Genomic DNA, 19,905 nt, shown 5'->3' with positions numbered 1-19,905 from the left:
GATCTGTCGAGTTAGGTTTGGCTTCCAACCGAAGATGCCCGCCTAGTCTTGGAAAACCCGCGGTCGGTAGCGATGAACCGCTCCAGCATGGGCACTATCAATTTCACTGGATCGGCGATCGGTTGGCCTTGCTCTCGCCCGAGCGCTTCGGCGTAGGCGGCAAGGTCTCGATGAAGGGCTGCCGGCAGCTCCACCGACACCTTTACCGGTTTATCATCGACGATTGGGCCAAGTTTCAGCTTTGCCACTATGATCCTCCATAGGGTTCGAGGACGAGGTCGCGGGTCACGATCACACGCACTGGGAACCCCGGCCGGATCGTCAGTGTCGGCGCAATGTTGAGCTGACGGCGCACGATCTGCTGGCCGGCGTCATTGATAGTGTCCTGGCCGCCATTGCGGATTGCCTGGATCAGGCGATCGTCATTGTCGACCGCGAGTTCAGCCCCGACGCTGAGTAACGTCGAAAGCCCGGCAGCTTTGGCGAGATCCCACCAGTGATAATCAATACCATCCTGCAAGCCGGCATAGCCCTCGGCGTCAGTACCTGGCTGGCGCTCGAGAACGATCGAGCGGCCGTTGGGGAGAATGAGCCGATTCCAGACCAGCAGCACGCGGCTCTGCCCGAACTGCACATTGTTGTCGTACTGGCCGATGACACGCGTCCCCTGCGGCACGAGCAGAATGCGGCCTGTCGGGCTGTCGTAGATGTTCTCTGTCACCTGGGCGGTGATCTGGCCGGGAAGGTCCGATCGGATGCCGGTGATCAGTGCTGCTGAGATCACCGCGCCAGCTTGAAGGATGTTGGGTGACGCCGGCGCCGCGACGCGATCAGGCGCCACCGTCCTCCGATCGGCTGCCGCGTTCAGGAATGCGTTCTGGCGATCCTGCGCCGAGGGCGTTGCTGGCGGAGGCGCAAGGCCGAGGCTCGCCAGGTCCGGCGCTGGCGGCGGGACGATGGCAGGCGCCGCCGCCGCCGCTCCAGCGCGGGTCTCGGTTCCGGAGAAAAGGCGGCTGGTACGTGCGGTCTCGATTTCCTGAAGGCGGCGCTGCTCTTCCGGGCTGATACCGGGATTGGGGGCGGCGACGCCGGGTGAGGGCACCGGCTGCCCACGATCCTGGGTGCTAAGGATCGGACGGCCGAGATCGCCGGGAAGCGGCGGACCGAGCTGCGGCACCCCGCTGTAGTCGCGCGGCAGACCTGCAAGGCCATCAGCGGTCGACCGGTTTTCGGTCGAATAGAGTTCCTCGTTCGGCCGACCGCCGTCCCGGGTCTGGAGTGCATAGATCAAGGCTCCGCCGAGCCCGACGCTGGCGACCAGGCCGATGCCGGCCAGCACCTTCCGCGACAGTCGTGTCACGCGCGGCGGCTCGGCGCGCAGGCGCATCGGCGCGGGACCGGCCGGCTCGCCGGTCAGCGGCTGCGCGTCGTCGTCCGGCACTTCCTCCTTCCGGGGATCACTCTCGCTCACGATGCCGGCCTCCCATCGGTGCGGGTGATACGCACGCGCTTCTGGCGGTCGCCGGAGCCGAAGCGCAGCTCGGCGGCGGCGAAGAGCCGATCGACGATCATGTGATGGCCGCGCACGCGGTAGTTCACCAGCTCCGAAGTGGTGCCCTCGGGACCGACGACGAACAGCGGCGGCATCTCGCCCTGGCTGATACCGCGTGGGAATTCGATGAAGACCTGGCGGCCGTCGTCGAAGGCGCGCAGCGGCCGCCAGGGTGCGCGGTCGCCCTCGATCGCATAGCGGAAATTGACGTTGGCGAGATCAACACCGCTCGCCACCGGCTGGGCGGCCTGCGCCTCGGCGTTCTGCCGGCGCAGCGCGATGAGCTGGTCCTGCGGGTATTGCCAGGAGACCGACGCCATATAGGTCCGCTCGGTCGAACGAAGCTCCATATGATAGGTGCGCAAATTGGTGTTGATGACGAGGTTCGTCATCAGATCGGCGCGGGTCGGCTTGACCAGAATATGGATCTGGCGTGTCGCGCCCGACCCGCTTTCGGTATCACCGATGATCCAGCGCACGGTGTCGCCGGCGGCGACTGGGCCTGAGCCGACGAGCTGCTCGCCGGGCTGAAGCGCAACGTCCGTGATCTGGCCGACAGCGGTATAGACCTGATAGAGCGCGCCCTGTGTGAACGGATAGACCTGCATCGAATTGATGAAGCCGTCCCGCACCGGCTGGATGCGTGCGGCGGCATTGGCCTGGTTCACCCTCGTCGTGGGATCGGTAGATTCCGGCGTGCGCCGGGATTGCTCTACCCGCTGCAACTGGCCCGGCAAGGGCAGCGGGCGCGGCAGTTCGACCACGGTGACGGGCGCGGGCGGATCGACCGTCTGCACTGCCGGCGCGGCGTTGTCGTAGGAAATCTCCGGCGGCGGAGTGGTGGTGGCGCATCCAGCGAGCGCAGTCGTCGCCAGCAGTACCAACGGCAATGCGGATCTGCGCAGAGCCGGGAATACGAGGATGTGTGAAGCCGGTTTTCCAGCTTTACGGAAAGACGGCTTCATTGCCCAAGCTCCCGTGACCAGTTGATAGCGTTGACGTAGATGCCGAGCGGGTTCGCCCTGAGCCGGTCGGCGTTGCGCGGTATCTGCACCACGATGGTCAGGATTGCGGTCCAGCGGGTGGTATCGGCGATCTGGCCGTTCTCGTAGCGGCGCTCGACCCAGGCGACGCGGAAGCTGTCGGGCGAAGCGCGAATGACGCTGGAGACGTCGACGGCGATCTGCTGGCGGCCGACCTTGGTGAACGGGTCGTTGGCCCGCGCATAGTCGTTGAGCGCCGCCGCGCCGCGGTCGGTCGTGAAATCATAGGCACGCAGCCAGTTCTGCCGCACGATGATGGCGTCTGCTGGGATCGAGCGGACCTGCTCGATAAAGCGGGCCAGATGGAAGGCGATCTGCGGGTCGGTCGGACGATAGTCGGCGACTGCAGGCGCCACGGCCTGCGCCTGGCCGAACCGGTCGACCTGCACCACCCAGGGGACGATCGTGCCGCGCGCCGATTGCCAGACCAGCGCGGTGGCGAAGCCGGCCGAGAGGATCAGCGAACCGAACGCCATCAGCCGCCAGTTCTTCGCCTGGACGCGCGACGCGCCGATCCGTTCGTCCCAGACCTGTGCGGCGCGCTGATAGGGCGTCTCGGGTTCGGGGGCTTTGCCATAGTGGGTGGAGGGTCGTTTGAACATCAGCGGTCGCCTTCGGAGAGATTGACGGAAGAGCCACCGCCATGCGCGTCACCGGAGCGCACGGCATGGGCGGTCGCCTGGACGGCGTGGGTCATGCGTTGGGAGCGGCGCATGCGCTGCGCCCATGCGGGCGGCCCCCCGGCAGCTGCCGGAGCAGCCGAGCCGCCACCGTCGCCGGCTGCGTCGCCACCGACCGAGCCCATGGTCGAGGAGCCGCCGGTGGACTCGAACGCGGCCTTGCCACCGGCATTGAAGCTCGAGCGCATGCTCTCGGCGGCGCGTGAGGCGGCACGGCGCAGCGGCGAGACGGCCGCGCTGCCGCCAGCGCGGGCGACACCGCCCAGGCCCGACGCGACGCCGCTGACGCTCGACTGGCCGGCTGCGCCGAGGCTATAGGCCGTGGATGCGCCACCCGCCATTGCGGCGCCGCCCCGGGCTGCAGCGGCAGCGCCACCAGCAAGTGCTGCGCCGCCGGATGCGACGGCGCCGACCGCGCCGGCTCCGGCGGCGATCATGCCGCCGGCCGCGAGGCCCGTACCAACCGCCGCGCCGGCGCTGAGTTGCGGGCCGCCAGAGACGATGCCGCTGGCGATGCCGGGGCCGAAGATGCCGAGGCCGAGGAGCGACAGCGCGGCCAAAACGATGGCCATGGCCTCGTCGATCGAGGGTGTGGCGCCGCCAAAGCCAGCAGTGAACTCGGAGAACAGCGTGGAGCCGATGCCGATGATGACGGCCAGCACCAGCACCTTGATGCCGGAAGATATGACATTCCCGAGCACCCGTTCGGCCATGAAGGCGGACTTGCCGAACAGGCCGAACGGAATGAGGACGAAGCCGGCGAGCGTCGTCAGCTTGAATTCGATGAGCGTGACGAAGAGCTGGATGGCGAGGATGAAGAAGGCGAGCAACACCAGCGCCCAAGCCAGAAACATGCAGGCGATCTGGATAAAGTTCTCGAAGAACGACCAGTAGCCCATCAGGCCAGAGATCGACTCCAAGAGCGGCCGTCCGGCGTCGAGACCGGTTTGCGCCACCTTGCCGGGGCGCAAGAGATCGGCCGTGGTGAAGCTGGTGCCGCTGGCCTTCAGGCCGAGTCCGGCGAAGCTTTCGAAGATGATCCGGGCGAGGTTGTTCCAATTGCCGATGATGTAGGCGAAGACGCCGACGAACAGCGTCTTCTTCACCAGGCGGGCCATGATGTCGTCGTCGGCGCCCCAGCTCCAGAACAGCGCGGCCAGCGTCACGTCGATGACGATCAGGGTCGTGGCGATGAAAGCGACTTCGCCGCTGAGCAACCCGAACCCGCTGTCGATGTACCGGGTGAAGACCTCAAGGAAATGGTCGATGACGCCTGTGCCGCCCATGATGCTATCGAGCCTCGTCGAGGTGTGGCGGAGCGATCGGCGCGGTTGGCCCCAGAGCCGGTCGATCGGTGCGATCTATCGGGGACGCGGGGTTGTCGCGTGGCGCCGGGGGTGGCTCCGGTAGACTTTCGGCCGGTCGGACGCCGGGGGCGAGGAAGCGGTTGCGGTTCTCGGCCCAGGCCCGCAGGCAGGCGGTATCGCGGGGACCGGCTTCGCCGAGTCCTTGGCAGCGGATCAGCTCGTCGCGGAGCGGATCGGTCTGGGCCTGGGCGGCCCGTCCGGACGCCCACGGCTCGGGCGCTTCTTCTTTCCGGTTCATCTCGATCGCGGTCGCGGTGATCGCAACCGCGACGAAGACGACGGCGCCGAGCCGGGCGAGCATCTTCCCGTCCATGGCCAGGCCCTCAGTTGCCGTTCGGGAACATGCGGGCGTTGCCGGGCTGATAGCCCGTACCCGGCGTCAGGAAGCGGCGACGCTGCTCGCGCCCCTGTTCGGCGGCTGCGGCGCGCTCTGCTTCAGAAAGCGCCTGCGCCCGGCCATTCGCCGCGACGACGGCGGTCAGATCGGCGAGCTGCTGCGCCTGCAGGGCGAGAAGCTGGTTGCCGGCCTGCGTCGCCTGTAAGGCACCCGTCGCCCCTTGGCTTTGGCCGACCAGTGCCGACATCTCGCTCCGGTTCGTGTCGATGTTACCGACGACGCCGGCTTGGACGCGCATGGCGTCCTGCAAGCCGCCGACCGTGTTTTGCCAGCGTTCGCGCGCACTGGTGACGAGCTGGCTGTCAGACGCGGACATCGATGCGTTGCCGTAGGTCGTCTGGAACGCACGGTCGATCTGCTGGACGTTGAGGGCGATGCCCTGCGCCTGTTGCAGAAGCTGCTGGGTGCGCTGAACCGACTGCTGAAGCTGTTGGAGAGAGGAGTATGGCAGGCTGGTGAGATTGCGGGCCTGGTTGATCAGCATTGTCGATTCGTTCTGGAGCTGAGTGATCTGCTGATTGACCTGCTGCAGGGTGCGCGCCGCTGTCAGGACATTCTGCGCATAGTTGGTGGGATCGTAGACGATCCATTGCGCGGCGGCGGGTGTGCTGAGGATTGGCGAGAGCGCGATCGGCGCGGCCAACAGCGCGGCGGCCAGACGCAGCGCGCGCGAGCGGGATTGAACGGAACGGGTCATGGGCGTGCCTCCGGATCGGTTTGGGGGGTGACGTTGGTGAGGTCAGCGATCAGGTTTGCCGCCCAGGCGAGCCGGTTCTCCGCGAGCCATTCGGCGAGGAATCCGTCGGTGCCGCTGCGGGCGTGAACCTCGGCGATCAGCGCCTGGTGCTGCTTTGACGAAGCGGCGCAAAGCGCCAACGCCACGTCCGACAGACCCAGCTCGAACAGCCGGTTGCCGCGCCGGGACTGGCAGTAGTAATCGCGCTTGGGCATTGCGCGGGCGAGGATCTCGATTTGGCGATCGTTGAGACCGAAACGGCGATAGATCGCGGTGATCTGCGGCTCGATGGCGCGCTCGTTCGGGAGGAGGATGCGGGTCTGGCAGCTCTCGATGATGGCCGGTGCGATCGCCGAGCCGTCGATGTCGGAGAGCGACTGGGTGGCGAAGATGACGCTGGCGTTCTTCTTACGCAGCGTCTTCAGCCATTCGCGGAGTTGCCCTGCGAAACCCTCGTCATCCAGGGCCAGCCAGCCTTCATCCACGATCAGCAGTGTCGGGCGACCGTCGAGGCGGTCCTCGATGCGGTGGAAGAGATAGGCAAGCACGGCCGCCGCGGCGCCGGTGCCGATCAGCCCTTCGGTCTCGAAAACCTGAACATTGGCTTCGCCGAGATATTCACCTTCGGCGTCGAGCAGCCGCCCATAGGGTCCACCGACGCAATAGGGTCGCAGCGCCTGTTTCAGGTCGTTGGACTGGAGCAGGACGGAAAGACCCGTCAGCGTCCGCTCGCTGATAGGCGCGGAGGACAACGAAGACAGCGCCGACCAGAGGTGCTCCTTCACGTCGGGCGTGACCGGCACGCTCTCGCGCGCCAGGATCGCGACAAGCCAGTCGGAGGCCCAGGCGCGCTCGGCGACATCGTCGATGCGCGCGAGCGGCTGAAGCGACACGCTGTCGTCTGCCCCCTCCGTGAGGCCCCCGCCGAGATCGTGCCAGTCGCCGCGCATGGCTAGCGCGGCGGCGCGGATCGATCCGCCGAAGTCAAAGGCGAAGACTTGGCTTTGGGGATAGCGCCGGAACTGCAGGGCCATCAGCGCGAGGAGCACCGACTTACCGGCGCCTGTCGGGCCGACGATCAACGTATGGCCGACATCGCCGACATGGATGGAAAGCCGGAACGGGGTCGAGCCCTCGGTCTTGCCGAACAGCAGTGGGGGTGCTGCAAAATGCTCGTCCCGTTCCGGTCCCGCCCACACCGCCGACAGCGGGATCATGTGGGCGAGATTTAATGTGTTGATCGGGGGCTGGCGGACGTTGGCATAGACATGGCCGGGCAGCGAGCCGAGCCAGGCGTCCATGGCGTTGATCGTCTCGGGCATCGCGGTGAAGTCGCGGCCCTGGATGACTTTCTCGACCATACGCAGCTTCTCGGCGGCGATGCGCGGATCATCGTCCCAGACAGTGATCGTCGCGGTCACATAGGCTTGGCCGGCATAGTCCGCGCCCAGCTCCTGCAACGCCATGTCGGCATCGGCCGCCTTGTTGGACGCATCGGTGTCCACGAGGGCGGAGGCCTCGTTCGTCATCACCTCCTTCAAGATGGCGGCGATCGATTTGCGCTTTGCGAACCATTGCCGCCGAATCTTGGTCAGCAGCTTGGTGGCGTCGGTCTTGTCGAGCAGGACGGCGCGCGTCGACCAGCGATAGGGAAAAGCCAGGCGGTTCAGCTCGTCGAGGATGCCGGGCGTCGTAGCGGCCGGGAAGCCGACAATGGTGAGGATGCGGATATGTGCGTCGCCGAGCCGGGGTTCGAGCCCGCCGGTCAGCGGCTGATCGGCCAGCAGCGCGTCGAGATACATCGGCGTCTCGGGCACGCAAACGCGGTGCCGCTTGGTCGAGACGGTCGAGTGCAGATAGGTCAGCGTCTCGCCGTCATCGAGCCAGGCGCATTCCGGCATGAAGGCGTCGATGAGCTGAAGAATGCGATCGGTGCGGTCTGCGAAGCCGCGCAGGATCTCGTGCGCATCGACGCCGGCGTGATCGCGACCCTCGTAGAGCCAGGTCTCTGCGCGCGCCGCGTCTTCGGCGGGCGGCAAATAGAGAAAGGTGAGGAAGTAGCTGGACTCGAAGTGTGCGCCGGCTTCCTCGAAGTCGGCTTTCCGCTCGGCGTCGACCAAGGCCGACGCGCTGTCGGCGAACATGCTGGCGGGATAGGTCGCGGCGCCATGGCGCTGCGCCTCGACGAAGATGGCCCAGCCGGAGCCCAGGCGACGGAAGGCGTTGTTAAGCCGACCGGCGACCGCGACCATCTCGGCCGGAACGGCACTGTCGAGGTCGGGTCCTCGAAATCTTGCGGTCCGCTGCAAGCTGCCGTCCTTGTTCAGGACGATGCCCTCGCCGACCAGAGCGACCCAAGGCAGGAAGTCGGCGAGACGGGTATTGCGGTTGCGATATTCGGCGAGGTTCATCATCGGCGTCGCTCCTCAAACCGACAGGTGGCCGGGGATGCGCAGATGTTTGCGCACGACATCGACGAACTGCGGATCGCGCTTGGCCGCCCAGACGGCCGCGAAATGACCGAGAGCCCAAAGGCCCAGGCCGACCAGCCAGAGGCGGAGGCCAAGGCCGAGCGCGGCTGCCAGCGTGCCGTTGAGAATGGCGATCGAGCGCGGAGCGCCGCCGAGCAGGATGTGCTCGGTCAGCGACCGATGGACCGGGACCGAGAAGCCCGCCAGCTCGCCATGATGATCTGCGCCGTTGGCCATCAGACGAGCGCCCCGCCGCCGAACGAGAAGAAGGACAGGAAGAAGCTGGACGCAGCGAAGGCGATCGACAGGCCGAAGACGATTTGGATGAGCTTGCGCGCGCCGCCCGACGTGTCGCCGAAGGCCAGCGTCAGGCCGGTGATGATGATGATCATCACCGCGATAATTTTGGCGACCGGGCCCTCGATGGATTCGAGGATGGACTGTAGCGGGGCCTCCCAGGGCATTTGGGAGCCGGAAGCGTGAGCGGCAGGCGCGAGCGCCAGCGAGACGAAGGTGACGGATACCGCAGTCGCGATATGGCGGCGGAAACGCAGGGCATGCTGGATCATGACGGACCTCCTGTGAGGGGCTGGCTTGCGGGCGTGACGCGGTAGTCGCCGTCGGGGCCAAGGCCCTCGATGCGGGCGAGTTCGGCGAGGCGGCGCGACGTGCCCCGGCCGGAAAGCACGGCGACGAGATCGATCGTCTCGGCGATCAGGGCGCGCGGGACGGTGACGACGGCTTCCTGGATGAGCTGCTCCATCCGACGCAGCGCGCCGATGCCCGTACCCGCGTGGATGGTTCCGACACCGCCGGGGTGTCCTGTGCCCCAGGCCTTCAGCAGATCGAGGGCCTCGGCTCCCCGGACCTCGCCGATCGGAATCCGATCAGGGCGCAGGCGAAGAGAGGAGCGGACAAGATCGGAGAGCGAGGCGACGCCGTCTTTGGTCCGCATGGCGACGAGGTTCGGCGCGGCGCATTGCAGTTCGCGCGTGTCTTCGATCAGGACGACGCGGTCGGAGGTCTTCGAGACCTCAGCCAGCAAAGCGTTGGTGAGGGTCGTCTTGCCGGTCGAGGTGCCGCCGGCGACGAGGATGTTGCGCCGATCGGCGACGGCCTGGCGCAGCGTCTCGGCCTGATGCGCCGCCATGATCCCGGCGGCGACATAGTCGTCGAGCGTGAACACGGCGACGGCCGGCTTGCGGATCGCGAAGGCCGGGGCGGACACGACGGGCGGCAACAGCCCCTCGAACCGCTCCCCCGTTTCGGGCAACTCGGCTGAGACACGTGGGGCGCCGGGATGAACCTCGGCCCCGACATGATGGGCGACGAGGCGGATGATCCGCTCGCCGTCTGACGGCGACAACAGTTCACCCGTGTCGGAAAGTCCTTCGGAAAGCCGGTCGACCCAGAGCCGCCCATCGGGGTTGAGCATCACCTCGACGATCGCGGGGTCTTCCAGAAACCGGGCGATCGCCGGCCCGAGGGCCGTGCGCAGCATGCGCGCGCCGCGAAGGATCGCCTCCGATTTCTGGTGAGTGGCCGCCACGTCGTCCCCGTTCTCTTGCGGGACCGCGACATGCGGCCCTGGATCGGGGATGAGTAGAAGAGGCAGAAATCATGGCCTGACAACAACCATAATGTGGTCGTCGTACTGTGGCGTGCAAAGACAGGAAAACGGCGGAACCAGGGAATACTTGCGGTGCGCCGTTCCCAGATTAATCCGCGTCGCGCGCGGGCGCGATGTCCTCCGAAATCTCCTGCCGAAGTTTCGGTCCCTGCGCGAGTCGCCGTCCGAGCGCGGTGACGAACGCCTCGTAGCGCTCGCCGGCTTTCGCGCGCGCTGCGGCCTGGGCCGGCTCGGGTAGCGGCGGGTTCGTCGTCAACCAGAAGCGGATGAATACGGCCAGCGTTTCGACGGAGATGCCGAGGTCGCGCTCAATACGCGCCATTCGCCGGTCGATCTGATCGAGCCGTTTGGTCGTGGCCGCTTCCTGGCGCTCGGCGGCGTCGGGCGACAGGAACGAGGCGATGCCGGCCTCGGCGATCAGCGAGAGGGATTGATCGCGCCAGGCGGCGTGCGCGGCGAGCGCCTTCATGATGTCCGGTTCGAGATAGACAGACAGCCGCTGCTTTTTGGGAGACTTTGTCATGATGCCTCCTAAAGATCGATGCCGTCGCCGGGATCGAGCGACGCTTGGCGTGCGACCTGGCGCATGGTCTGCGTCATCCGCGAGAGACGTGCGGTGTCCTCATCGGCGTCATCGCGAGGATCGATCTCGAACTCGTTTTCGATGGGTCGCTTAGGCTCGACTGGTTTCGAGCGGCTCAGTTCCGGCTGGTGCCGGCGTTCGGAGTCGGTCGTATCCTCATCCTCCGATCCGCCTCCGGCGGTAGCCGCCGCCAGCGCCGGCGTCACCGGAAAGGGCAGCGTGCTCCAGTCGTCCTGCCGAGCCGTTGTCGACTTGACGAGGTTCGGCGGCGGTAAGATGCGCTCCTGAAACCGGCGATCCTCATAATATCGCGCCTTCTTCGCGCGGATCGGCGGGGTGCCCGCCACCATGACGATTTCGTCGGATGGCGGAAGCTGCATGATCTCGCCGGGCGTCATCAATTGCCGGGCTGTCTCCGAGCGCGAGACCATCATGTGGCCGAGCCAAGGCGACAGCCGATGACCGGCATAGTTCTTCATCGCGCGCATCTCGGTCGCGGTGCCAAGCGCGTCCGAGACACGCTTGGCGGTCCGCTCGTCATTGGTGGCGAAGCTGACGCGCACATGGCAGTTGTCGAGGATCGAGTTGTTCGGCCCATAGGCCTTCTCGATCTGGTTCAGCGACTGGGCGATGAGGAAGGCTTTAAGGCCGTAACCCGCCATGAAGGCGAGCGCGCTCTCGAAGAAGTCGAGGCGGCCGAGCGCCGGGAATTCGTCGAGCATGAGCAGCAGCCGGTGGCGGTTGCCCTTCGCCTTCAGATCCTCCGTGAGCCGCCTGCCGATCTGATTGAGGATCAGGCGGATCAGCGGCTTTGTTCGGTTGATGTCCGATGGCGGCACCACGAGGTAGAGGGTCGTCGGATGCTTGCCGCCGACGATATCGACGATGCGCCAGTCGCAGCGGCGTGTGACCTCGGCGACGACGGGATCGCGGTAGAGGCCGAGGAACGACATCGCGGTGGACAGCACGCCCGACCGCTCGTTGTCGGATTTGTTCAGCAGCTCGCGCGCGGCGCTGGCGATCACCGGATGCGGGCCGGCCTCGCCGAGATGCGCTGTCTTCATCATAGCGGCCAGCGTCGAATCGATCGGCCGCTTCGGGTCGGAGAGGAAGGCGGCAACGCCAGCCAGGGTCTTGTCGGCCTCGGCATAGAGGACGTGCAGGATGGCGCCGACCAGCAACGCGTGGCTGGTTTTTTCCCAATGGTTCCGCTTCTCCAGCGAGCCTTCCGGATCGACTAGAATGTCGGCGATGTTCTGGACGTCGCGAACCTCCCATTCGCCGCGGCGGACTTCGAGCAGCGGATTGTAGGCGGCGGACTTCGCATTGGTCGGATCGAACAGCAGCACGCGACCATGATGCGCGCGGAAGCCGGCGGTGAGCTGCCAGTTTTCCCCCTTGATGTCGTGGACGATCGCCGATCCCGGCCAGGTCAGCAGCGACGGCACGACCAGGCCGACACCCTTGCCTGACCGCGTGGGCGCGAAGCACAGCACATGCTCGGGGCCATCGTGGCGGAGATAGTCGCGATCGAACTTCCCCAGGATGACGCCATCCGCGCCCGTCAGGCCAGCGGCGCGCACTTCGCCGGCGATGGCCCATCGGGCAGAGCCGAACGTCTCGGCATTCTTGGCTTCACGCGCCCGCCAGACGGACATCCCGATCGCGACGGCGATGGAGATGAAGCCGCCTGACGCCGCGATATAGGCGCCCTCGATGAAGATCGGCGGTGCATAGGCATCGTAGAAGTACCACCACCAGAAGAAGGCGGGCGGATAGTAGATCGGCCAGCCGGCCAGTTCGAACCACGGAAGTCCGAGCTGCGGCTGGAAGCCGAGTCGATAGGCCGTCCACTGCGTCGCCGCCCAGGTTGTCATGAGCACGATCAGAAAGACGTTGACGATCTGGCCCCAGAGGATCTTGGTCGCCGACATGGCGGTTACTCCTTTCTTGATTGGGCTACATGCCGAGGCCGCGATTGCGGCCGAAGCTCCAGTCGACGCCGCCGGCGCCGCGCGACACGCCGGAGACGTGCTGACCGATCTGACGCTCGAGGGACGGCGACCAGGGCACGAGCTGGAAGCCGAGGCCGTCATCGATCATGGCGAAGCGGCCAGAGGCGAGCGCGAAGCGCTGGCGATAGGTGCCCGCCACATACTCGCCCGTTGCGGCCTTGGAAAATTGCCGGCCGGTCTCGGCCGCGAGCTTCTGGCCAAGGGCCTCCACCTCGCGCTGCCGCAGCGCGTCGATCAGTCCCGGCGAGAAGCTGACGCCGCGCGTTTGCCGCTCCGCGAGGCCCTGACCAACGAGATGTTCCGCCCGCCTGTCCATCGCCTGGCGAACCTCCGCGCCGAAGCCGCCGCCGCCGAGTGCGACGGGATCACGGGCGATCGCCTGCCGGTCGAGCCAGGTCGCGCCGGTCGCGTTGACTTGGGCGGAGATGTCGAGATCGGAGCGGACGGCGAGTGCGACCCGCCTGCGTCCCTGCGCGTCGTCGAACTTGCGCAGCTCGACGATCGAGCCCGGTGCGCTGTCGCCGGCTGCGTCGAGGTCGGGCAGCTTGATGTGATGGGTTCGTCCGTCCGTGCCGTCGACCACGGCATAGGCCGTGCCCTTCAGCTCATCGTCGAGACCGCGATCGACCAGTCGGCCGACGACGGGATCGTTGATGCTCTCGCCGGCGAGCACATAGCTCGCCGCGCCCCGTTCGATGCCGCGTTCGGTCAGGCCGCGGTGAATGCGCTTGATGATGTCGCCACGCTCGCCCAGCTCGCGCAGGGTCGCCTCGGCATTCTCGGACATAACCCATTGGCCGGGGCCAACCTGATCCGCGAGGCCGAGTGTCTCCAGCTTTCGCAGCCGGCCGACCTTCATCGCCTGGAATTCGTCGGGCTGGCGGTCGGGGTGCGGTGCGAGATCGATGACGCCGGTCCGATAGGCATCGCGCGAAAGCTGGCGGTCGAGGTTGGTCCAGCGCTCGGCATTGATCTGGCGTTCGAGATTGCGGCGTATCTCGAGATCGGTGCGCGGCCCCAGCTCCTGGGTGACGAGATCCTGCGCGCGGGCGCGCATGCCTTCCTTGATGTAGTCGCGCGAGATGACGAGGTCCTGGCCGTCATCGGTGCGCCCGCGCAGGATGATATGGACGTGGGGATTGTCCGTGTTCCAGTGATCGACGCCGACCCAGTCGAGCTTGGTGCCGAGGTCCTTCGCCATCTGCCCCATCAGGTCGCGGGCATAGGTTTTGAGGTCGGACATCTCGGTCGCGTCCTCGGGCGAGACGATGAAGCGGAAGTGATGCCGGTCGTCCTGGGTCCGCTCCGCGAACGCCTTGGGATCGGCGTCCTCGGTCTCGGGCCCGAACAGCTGCGCCTTCTCCCCATCCCGGGTCACACCGTCGCGCCGCAGATAGCTGAGGTGGGCGGAGAGCGGCGCGGCCCGCGCTGTATGACGGACGACGCGCGTCTTGATGACCGTGTTGCGCGATCGGCTGGTGAGCAGTCGATTGGCCTGCACGGTCGCGCGCTGGCCGCGCCCGAAACGCGAGCGGTTACCCGAGCTGATCTTGCCGGAGCGCGAGACGCTGCCGCCGGCGCGCTGGGCAGCAGCGAGCGCCTGGGCGATGAAGGGCCGCGCCTGTTGCGCGCGGGTGGATCGGATGCGGCCCGGCCGGATGCGGAAATCGTCCTCGCCGCTCATCGCCTGGACCCCGCACATCGTGCAAACGCGCGGAAATCCTTGGCGAAATTGCGGATGCGCAGGCTGCGCCGATCAGGCGCACCTCGCGCCAATGCGCGATAAGTCCCTGAAAACACACGACCGAACCAAGCCGCACATCGTGCGCTTTTATCTCGCCATCGTGCGGTTGTGTTGCCTGCTCCTCCTCCCCGGACCGCCATCTGTCCGCCAGAGCCCGCCATTCCCCGATCCGGTGCGAACGCCGTCATCGGGGGCTTCCTGATGCATTGCGAGCCACGAACAGCCCATCGGTGCGTGGCGCAATCGTGTTTGGATCGCGCGCCGGAGCTGGCGTTGTTGCTTCATCCGGCGCGCTTTCACGTTGCACCGGAGCGACGGTCATGCTGCTCGATGGCTGCACGACGAAGAGCGGCGCACGGGTCCAGGCGAGCGGATCGGCGGCCGCCACCACGACGGGGGAAACCATCTCGCCGCCGCCGACGACGGGTCCGAGCATGGCGACATAGGTGCGCGTTTCAGCGGGCAGCGGACGGCCGGCGAGAGATTCTTCGTAGCGACCGGGACCGGCATTGTAGGCCGCGAGGAAGCCCGGCGAACCGTAGCGGTCGTGCATTTCGCGCAGATACGCCGCGCCCGCCAGGATGTTGTCGTGCGGATCGTAGGGGTTCGCGCCGAGGCCGTGACGGGTACGAAGGCTGGCCCAGGTGGCGGGCATGATTTGCATCAAACCCATCGCGCCGGCAGACGAGATGGCGCGCGCATCGCCACGGCTTTCGACGCGCATCACGGCGCGAATCCACGCCTCTGGCACGCCGAACCGTTGCGCCGCCTCTGCGATGAACGTCGCATAGGGATCGACGCGTGATGGGCGATCGGCGGGCATCTCCTGTGCAGTGGCGGCAGGCGCGAGCGGCGCGGCGAGAAGCAGGCCGGAAAGGAGAAGGAAGGCTGTGCGTCGGAGGGCGATCCTCCCTCCGACGACAGTTTGCGAGCGAATGACGGGCATCGCTCAGTCCCGCTCGCCACGCTTCGGCGGGCGATTCCAGTGCAGGCCCCAGGCGGATTTGTCATCAGCCGACTGGAAAAGGTTGGCGCGGATCGGATGATCGAAGGTTGGATCGTCGATCTGTAGCGAGACGTAGTCGCCGGCCTTCTCGCCGGTGCGCTTCCAACCCGCGCCGATCTCGGCGCCGGGTTCGTTGTTCATACCGTCGAAGACATGAACGCGGAAATCCGGCGCATTCTCGGCATCGGAGGCCTCGGCCGGAATGATGATGATGTCCTGCTGCAACAAGAGCGTTTGCAAATGGCCGATGAAGCCGGAATCGTCGCGCGTGAATTGACCGATCAGGGACATGATTTTCTCCGTGGCTGTGCGGTGGACAAGGTCATGGGCGTGCCGTCACCGCGTCGGCGCGCGCCAGACGAAGCGGCCATCGCCGTCCTCGTCGGTGTAGAGCGGGGTGGCCCGGCCAATGACCGAGCTGGCGGGGAGCGGACCGAAGTAGCGGCCGTCGAGGCTGTCGCGGACTTCCCAGTTCATCAGGAACAGCTCACCGTCTGCGACCACGCGGCAGCCTTGCCAGATCGGCAATGGTCGGCCGCGACGGTCGTGGTCCAGCGCATCGCCCATCGGCACGGAATCGACCGTGATGGCGAGCCCTGTTCTGCACACGCGCTGCCCGGGAAGCGCCGCGACGTGCTTCATGAGAGGCACGCCGCGCGGCAGATATCCGCCGTCCGAGAGGAAGGTCGCGAGCGGCTCGGGCGCGCGGACTGCGACCAGATCGGTAACGTCCAGCCGGCCAGGTGCGCCGATCGCGTACAGGCCGATCGGCGTGCTCGCCGAAGCATTCCAGATCAGCTTCGGCGCGAACGAGGCGATCGACGCGATGCCGAGCAGCGACACGGCGGCCGTCGTGACCAAGGCATAGGCGAGCCGCGTCATGCGCCAATCTCCCGGCGCAGAATGAAGGCGCGGTGCTGCTGCACATCGTAGGCGCGCGGGGCTTCGCCGACGGTCAGCCGGTTATGGACATGACGCCAGTGATCCGGTGAAACCTCGATCGCATCGATGCCGCGCGCCTCGATCGCATCGATGAGCTGGAGCACGCGCTCGACCTTCGGCCAGCCATCGGCGCGCAGCAGGATGTCGCCACCGGGGCGCACGAATGGCAGGGTCTGACAGTGCTCACCGGCATTCACGGCGCGGACGATGTCGAGGCGCGACAGCGCGGTGCCGTAATCGTTGGAAGTCCAGCGAACGAAGGCGAAGACGCTGTTCGGTGCGAACGACACGACGCGCCGGCGGCGGTTGAGGATCTGTTCGGCGGCCTCGCGGCCGAACCTGATCCAGAACTCGATCTTCTTCTCAATCCACGTCAGCTCGACATGGGTCAGGGCATCGGCGGCAAGCGTATGCGGCAAGCCGCTGCGCACCGATGCGTCGGCGACGCCGATCATCGTGGATCTCCTTCGCTGTGTGGGAATTCGCGCTCGAACAGGGCGCGCAGCATGTCGGCGACGGTCTGTCCGCGCTGGAAGGCTGCGATCTTGATCCGGCCGCGCATGTCGGCGGTGACGTCGATCGTCAGTCGGGCAGCGAAGTCGGCCGCAGGCTCCGCGCGCGGCGATGGCCGGTCTGGCGCCTTGATCCAGCTTTCCGGGTCCGCCGGCCGAGCGGCGAAGCTGCGTTTCGGGGACCGCTCGCTCATACGCCGGTCCTCGCGACTTCGGCGGCGAGTGCGGCGATCTCCCGCGCGGCAGGCGAGGTATCGTCCTGCTCGGCGGCGAGCCGTCCGGTCTGAACGACATCGGCGAAAGCGATGCGCTGGCCGATGGTTGTCAGGAGCGGCGGCGGGTCATGATCGGCCAGCGTCTCGGCGGTCTCCCGGGCGAGCACTGTGCGCGCCGCGCAGCGGTTCAGCACGAACCGGGCTTTCAGGTCCGGGCGGTAGATCCGCGCTTCGTTGAGCAGCGTCAGCATCTCGGCCGACGCCCAGCCGTCGAGCGGCGATGGCTGGACGGGGATCAGCACGAGGTCGGCGGCCAGCAGCGCCGAGCGCATTAGCCCGGCGACACGCGGGGGTCCATCGATGACGACGTGATCGACGTCGCGCGCCAGCTCCGGCGCTTCGCGGTGGAGCGTATCGCGCGCCAGGCCGACGACACCGAACAGCCGTTCCAATCCCTCCCGGCTGCGCTGCTGCGACCAGTCCAGCGCCGAGCCTTGTGGATCGGCGTCGATCAGCGTCACGCGCTTGCCATTGCGCGCCCATTCGCCGGCAAGATGCAGGGCGAGCGTCGTCTTGCCGACGCCGCCCTTCTGGTTGAGGAGCGCGACGATCATGACGGTCTCCCGGCGGTCGGGGACTCGTCCACAGCCGTCGAAAAACGGACTTCCGTTAGAAAGATTCCGTAGGAATCTAGGTTAGATAAGTTACGGGGTTCGCAAGACGCTGATTTAGCGCGATGAATCGACGATTTCGGTCCCCGATAGCACGAGAGTCCGGTCCCCGATGGCACGATAGTGCCGGTCCCTGATAGCACGAGATGATTCACAGTTTATCCCCAGGGCGAGTTGTCGAGCGGCGACGGCGGCGCGGGATGCCGAGAGCGTCGGGATCGGTGGGTACGAAGGACAGGATTTCGGGGCCGCCGACGCATTGCTCGATGGTCAGGCGGTAGCCAGGCAGCGGCTGGCGGCGGACGATGTCGCGCAGGTCGTAGGCGAAGTGCTTGAGCGGCGAGAGGCTGCCGGACTTGGCGTGGAGATGCGGGAAATCGAAGCTCCAGCCGAACTCCTGTTTGCCGCCATGCTTGCGCACGAGGCGATAGAGCCAGCGCTCCAGGCCGCCGGTCAGCCCGAAATAGTTGCGGTCGATGGTCAGCACCAAGGCATCGTCGAGCACCGCGCCGTAGAACCAGTCGGGCAGGATCAGTTCGAGCCCGAGCGGCCGGCCGCGGTGATCGGCGCGCTCCTTCCACTCGTTGATCCAGGAGAAGCGGTGCATCCGCCGCTCGGTTGGCTGGCGGATCGAGGTCGCGATGGTGGTGGATTGAAGCCGGTCGAGCGCGGCCTTCAGCCGGTCGTAATCGCGCAGCGAGACGCCGCGTCCGATGAAGTTCAGGATCTCATAGGGCGTCGTCGCCATGAGGCGAGACGGGCGCAGGCCGACGTCGCGCGCTTCGACGATCTGCGAGGCCGCCCAGATGAGCACGTCAGCGTCCCAGATGGTGGCCATGCCATGCTCGGCGACGGCCTCGACCCTGATGACGACCGAGCCCGCCTTGAAGTCGATCGGCGCCAGGCGCTTCGACTTGGCGAGCGAGAAGAACGGATAGGCCATCAGGTCCTGCGCATCGCGTGGCGCGAGATCGCCGGGGAGCGCTCGGAACAGATCGAGCTGCGCGCGTTCGTCGTGTTGATGCGGGCGGGACGACATGGCCGGACGCCTCAGCGCGGCTGGCGGCCGGCGAAGCGGCGGTCCGCAGGCTCTTGCCTCTTGGCGGGCAGCACCGTGCCGCGCGGATCGGATGTCGAGCTGACAAGGCCGCGATCCGCCCAGGTCTGGAGATCGTCGATGGCGTAGACGACTCGGCCGCCGAGCTTCCGGTAGGTCGGGCCAGTGCCGTAGGTGCGGTGCTTCTCAAGCGTGCGCTCGGACAGCCCGAGGAAGCGAGCGGCTTCCTGCGTTCGCAGGTAGCGTGGCGGAATGCCGGCGGTAGTTTCGGCCATTATCGAGCCTCCGTGGTCTCGTTGGGGGCCGCTGCCGTCAGGCGGCGGTTCGAGAGCACGGTGGCGTGAAGACGGTGGGTCGGACGATGTCGAAGATAGAACGCTAATTTCGACACGCCCCAGCCGGCCGAAGGCAGGCTATGATCGGCGGGGTCGGCGCAGGAGGGAGCGGTAACCGCCTTCGACGAGTTTCACGCCGTCGCGCACGAGCCGGATCGTTGTTTCACGAACCGAGTTTCCGACCCAGGATTGCGCGTCGATCTGGTATCCAAGGAAAAGGGTTTCGCCGATGGCACGATAGGTCTCACCCGCATAGTGCGCGTCAACCGCTTGGAGCATCCTTCGCATTCGCTGGCGTCGTGGCGTGGTCAGGCGATCGTCGGGTGGGGTTTTCTGCCTCCACATCGTCGACCAGAAACGGTCGATCGCCTGGAGCCGATCCGGCGTGATGTCGTCGAGTATGACGACGACGGCGAGCGGTGCGTGGCCGGCTTCGCCATGAAAAGCCATGTCGAACGTCTCGCCACCGGCGGCGAGACGAAGAGTCCCGTCGGCAGCAAGAGGAGTTGAGGAAATTTGTTCGCTAGTTACCCCTGTGCCAGCGGGCGATGCTGGTGACGGAACGAGGAGAAGTTTGAACGGATCGGCGGTAAGGGTCCAGGAGATAGCCGTAGTCAACGCACTGAGGGCAGGGTCTATAGCGAAAAGATAACCCCCAGCGATCGGATAACGCCTGCGCTTTGTCCGGAGCGAGATGCCCTAAGCGCTGAAGTTCTGAATATTCCCGTCGGTAGTCGTGGTTTCTCCGCAGAAACTCCCACGCGATATCTGGCGCATTCAGGCCATCAATATAGTCATACGCCGAGCCAGTTCTCCAACTTCCTTCCTCAGACATGTTTTTACTCTCCTTTCGCGCCTCTCTGGGGCGAGCAATGCGGAGAGCACGATTCCAAGTTGTCTTTGGCTTGGGAAGTTCGAAGGTGGCGCAACGTGATGCGGCTTCTGCATC

Annotated in this window: 24 protein-coding genes; all 24 read right to left on the bottom strand. The window is 66.3% G+C overall.

The genetic code is table 11. From position 1 onward, the window contains the following. Positions 1-11: 11 nt before the first annotated feature. The 24 genes from K2Y42_RS15785 to K2Y42_RS15670 all read right to left on the bottom strand — a co-directional run bounded on the left by K2Y42_RS15785 (position 12) and on the right by K2Y42_RS15670 (position 19,791). On the bottom strand, positions 12-248 hold the full coding sequence (locus tag K2Y42_RS15785; RefSeq protein ID WP_291154263.1) for a DUF2274 domain-containing protein: 237 nt from the start codon (positions 246-248) through the stop codon (positions 12-14). Continuing rightward, the gene (locus tag K2Y42_RS15780) at positions 248-1,471 is read right to left on the bottom strand and encodes a TrbI/VirB10 family protein (protein ID WP_291154262.1); all 1,224 of its coding nucleotides are present in this window, start codon (positions 1,469-1,471) and stop codon (positions 248-250) included. Before K2Y42_RS15780 ends, K2Y42_RS15785 begins: the two co-directional genes overlap by 1 nt. Then, positions 1,468-2,517, bottom strand: a complete 1,050-nt coding sequence (trbG, locus tag K2Y42_RS15775; protein ID WP_291154261.1) for a P-type conjugative transfer protein TrbG — start codon at positions 2,515-2,517, stop codon at positions 1,468-1,470. Before trbG ends, K2Y42_RS15780 begins: the two co-directional genes overlap by 4 nt. Continuing rightward, positions 2,514-3,197, bottom strand: a complete 684-nt coding sequence (trbF, locus tag K2Y42_RS15770; protein WP_291154260.1) for a conjugal transfer protein TrbF — start codon at positions 3,195-3,197, stop codon at positions 2,514-2,516. Before trbF ends, trbG begins: the two co-directional genes overlap by 4 nt. Beyond that, positions 3,197-4,561: a P-type conjugative transfer protein TrbL gene (gene trbL, locus K2Y42_RS15765; protein ID WP_291154259.1), complete on the bottom strand. Its 1,365-nt coding sequence runs from the start codon at positions 4,559-4,561 to the stop codon at positions 3,197-3,199. Before trbL ends, trbF begins: the two co-directional genes overlap by 1 nt. Before the next feature lie 4 nt (positions 4,562-4,565). After that, on the bottom strand, positions 4,566-4,955 hold the full coding sequence (gene trbK-alt / locus K2Y42_RS15760; RefSeq protein WP_291154258.1) for a putative entry exclusion protein TrbK-alt: 390 nt from the start codon (positions 4,953-4,955) through the stop codon (positions 4,566-4,568). Positions 4,956-4,965: 10 nt separating this feature from the next. Beyond that, positions 4,966-5,736: a P-type conjugative transfer protein TrbJ gene (trbJ, locus tag K2Y42_RS15755; protein WP_291154257.1), complete on the bottom strand. Its 771-nt coding sequence runs from the start codon at positions 5,734-5,736 to the stop codon at positions 4,966-4,968. Next, complete coding sequence (trbE, locus tag K2Y42_RS15750; RefSeq protein WP_291154256.1) at positions 5,733-8,189, bottom strand: conjugal transfer protein TrbE; 2,457 nt, start codon at positions 8,187-8,189, stop codon at positions 5,733-5,735. The genes trbJ and trbE overlap by 4 nt, the downstream gene beginning before the upstream one ends. 12 nt (positions 8,190-8,201) lie before the next feature. Then, positions 8,202-8,483, bottom strand: a complete 282-nt coding sequence (locus K2Y42_RS15745; protein WP_103243964.1) for a VirB3 family type IV secretion system protein — start codon at positions 8,481-8,483, stop codon at positions 8,202-8,204. Beyond that, a complete protein-coding gene (locus K2Y42_RS15740; RefSeq protein ID WP_103243963.1) occupies positions 8,483-8,815 on the bottom strand; it encodes a TrbC/VirB2 family protein in 333 nt (110 codons plus the stop codon). Before K2Y42_RS15740 ends, K2Y42_RS15745 begins: the two co-directional genes overlap by 1 nt. Then, a complete protein-coding gene (trbB, locus tag K2Y42_RS15735) occupies positions 8,812-9,795 on the bottom strand; it encodes a P-type conjugative transfer ATPase TrbB (protein ID WP_103827476.1) in 984 nt (327 codons plus the stop codon). The genes K2Y42_RS15740 and trbB overlap by 4 nt, the downstream gene beginning before the upstream one ends. A 169-nt stretch (positions 9,796-9,964) precedes the next feature. Beyond that, entirely contained in the window at positions 9,965-10,399 is a 435-nt protein-coding gene (locus tag K2Y42_RS15730) for a CopG family transcriptional regulator (RefSeq protein ID WP_291154255.1), read from the bottom strand. 8 nt (positions 10,400-10,407) lie between these two features. Then, complete coding sequence (locus K2Y42_RS15725) at positions 10,408-12,393, bottom strand: conjugal transfer protein TraG (protein ID WP_291154254.1); 1,986 nt, start codon at positions 12,391-12,393, stop codon at positions 10,408-10,410. Between the two features lie 25 nt (positions 12,394-12,418). After that, a complete protein-coding gene (locus K2Y42_RS15720) occupies positions 12,419-14,158 on the bottom strand; it encodes a VirD2 family relaxase/mobilization nuclease (protein WP_291154253.1) in 1,740 nt (579 codons plus the stop codon). Positions 14,159-14,402: 244 nt separating this feature from the next. After that, positions 14,403-15,164, bottom strand: a complete 762-nt coding sequence (locus tag K2Y42_RS15715; RefSeq protein ID WP_291154252.1) for a lytic transglycosylase domain-containing protein — start codon at positions 15,162-15,164, stop codon at positions 14,403-14,405. A 3-nt stretch (positions 15,165-15,167) separates the two neighbouring features. Next, on the bottom strand, positions 15,168-15,515 hold the full coding sequence (locus K2Y42_RS15710; RefSeq protein ID WP_131573118.1) for a DUF736 domain-containing protein: 348 nt from the start codon (positions 15,513-15,515) through the stop codon (positions 15,168-15,170). A gap of 45 nt (positions 15,516-15,560) precedes the next feature. Beyond that, positions 15,561-16,106 (bottom strand): S26 family signal peptidase, encoded by a 546-nt coding sequence (locus K2Y42_RS15705; protein ID WP_291154251.1) that lies wholly within the window; start codon positions 16,104-16,106, stop codon positions 15,561-15,563. After that, the gene (locus K2Y42_RS15700; protein WP_291154250.1) at positions 16,103-16,621 is read right to left on the bottom strand and encodes a DUF2840 domain-containing protein; all 519 of its coding nucleotides are present in this window, start codon (positions 16,619-16,621) and stop codon (positions 16,103-16,105) included. The genes K2Y42_RS15705 and K2Y42_RS15700 overlap by 4 nt, the downstream gene beginning before the upstream one ends. Continuing rightward, positions 16,618-16,872 (bottom strand): hypothetical protein, encoded by a 255-nt coding sequence (locus K2Y42_RS15695; protein ID WP_291154249.1) that lies wholly within the window; start codon positions 16,870-16,872, stop codon positions 16,618-16,620. The genes K2Y42_RS15700 and K2Y42_RS15695 overlap by 4 nt, the downstream gene beginning before the upstream one ends. Then, on the bottom strand, positions 16,869-17,507 hold the full coding sequence (gene parA / locus K2Y42_RS15690) for a ParA family partition ATPase (protein ID WP_291154248.1): 639 nt from the start codon (positions 17,505-17,507) through the stop codon (positions 16,869-16,871). Before parA ends, K2Y42_RS15695 begins: the two co-directional genes overlap by 4 nt. Before the next feature lie 208 nt (positions 17,508-17,715). Continuing rightward, on the bottom strand, positions 17,716-18,603 hold the full coding sequence (locus K2Y42_RS15685) for a replication initiator protein A (protein ID WP_291154246.1): 888 nt from the start codon (positions 18,601-18,603) through the stop codon (positions 17,716-17,718). Positions 18,604-18,614: 11 nt separating this feature from the next. After that, positions 18,615-18,896 carry a helix-turn-helix domain-containing protein gene (locus K2Y42_RS15680; protein WP_291154244.1) on the bottom strand — a complete coding sequence of 94 codons (282 nt, stop codon included), beginning with the start codon at positions 18,894-18,896 and terminating at the stop codon, positions 18,615-18,617. A gap of 138 nt (positions 18,897-19,034) precedes the next feature. Next, positions 19,035-19,406, bottom strand: a complete 372-nt coding sequence (locus K2Y42_RS15675; protein WP_131573112.1) for a DUF2285 domain-containing protein — start codon at positions 19,404-19,406, stop codon at positions 19,035-19,037. Between the two features lie 73 nt (positions 19,407-19,479). Next, a complete protein-coding gene (locus tag K2Y42_RS15670) occupies positions 19,480-19,791 on the bottom strand; it encodes a DUF6499 domain-containing protein (RefSeq protein ID WP_223262840.1) in 312 nt (103 codons plus the stop codon). Positions 19,792-19,905 lie beyond the last annotated feature (114 nt).

It is taken from the genome of Hyphomicrobium sp., from assembly GCF_019744875.1.
Classification (GTDB): Bacteria; Pseudomonadota; Alphaproteobacteria; order Rhizobiales; family Hyphomicrobiaceae; genus Hyphomicrobium_C.
The sequence above is the reverse complement of the archived record's forward strand: the minus strand, read 5'-3'. Positions and strand labels throughout refer to the sequence as shown.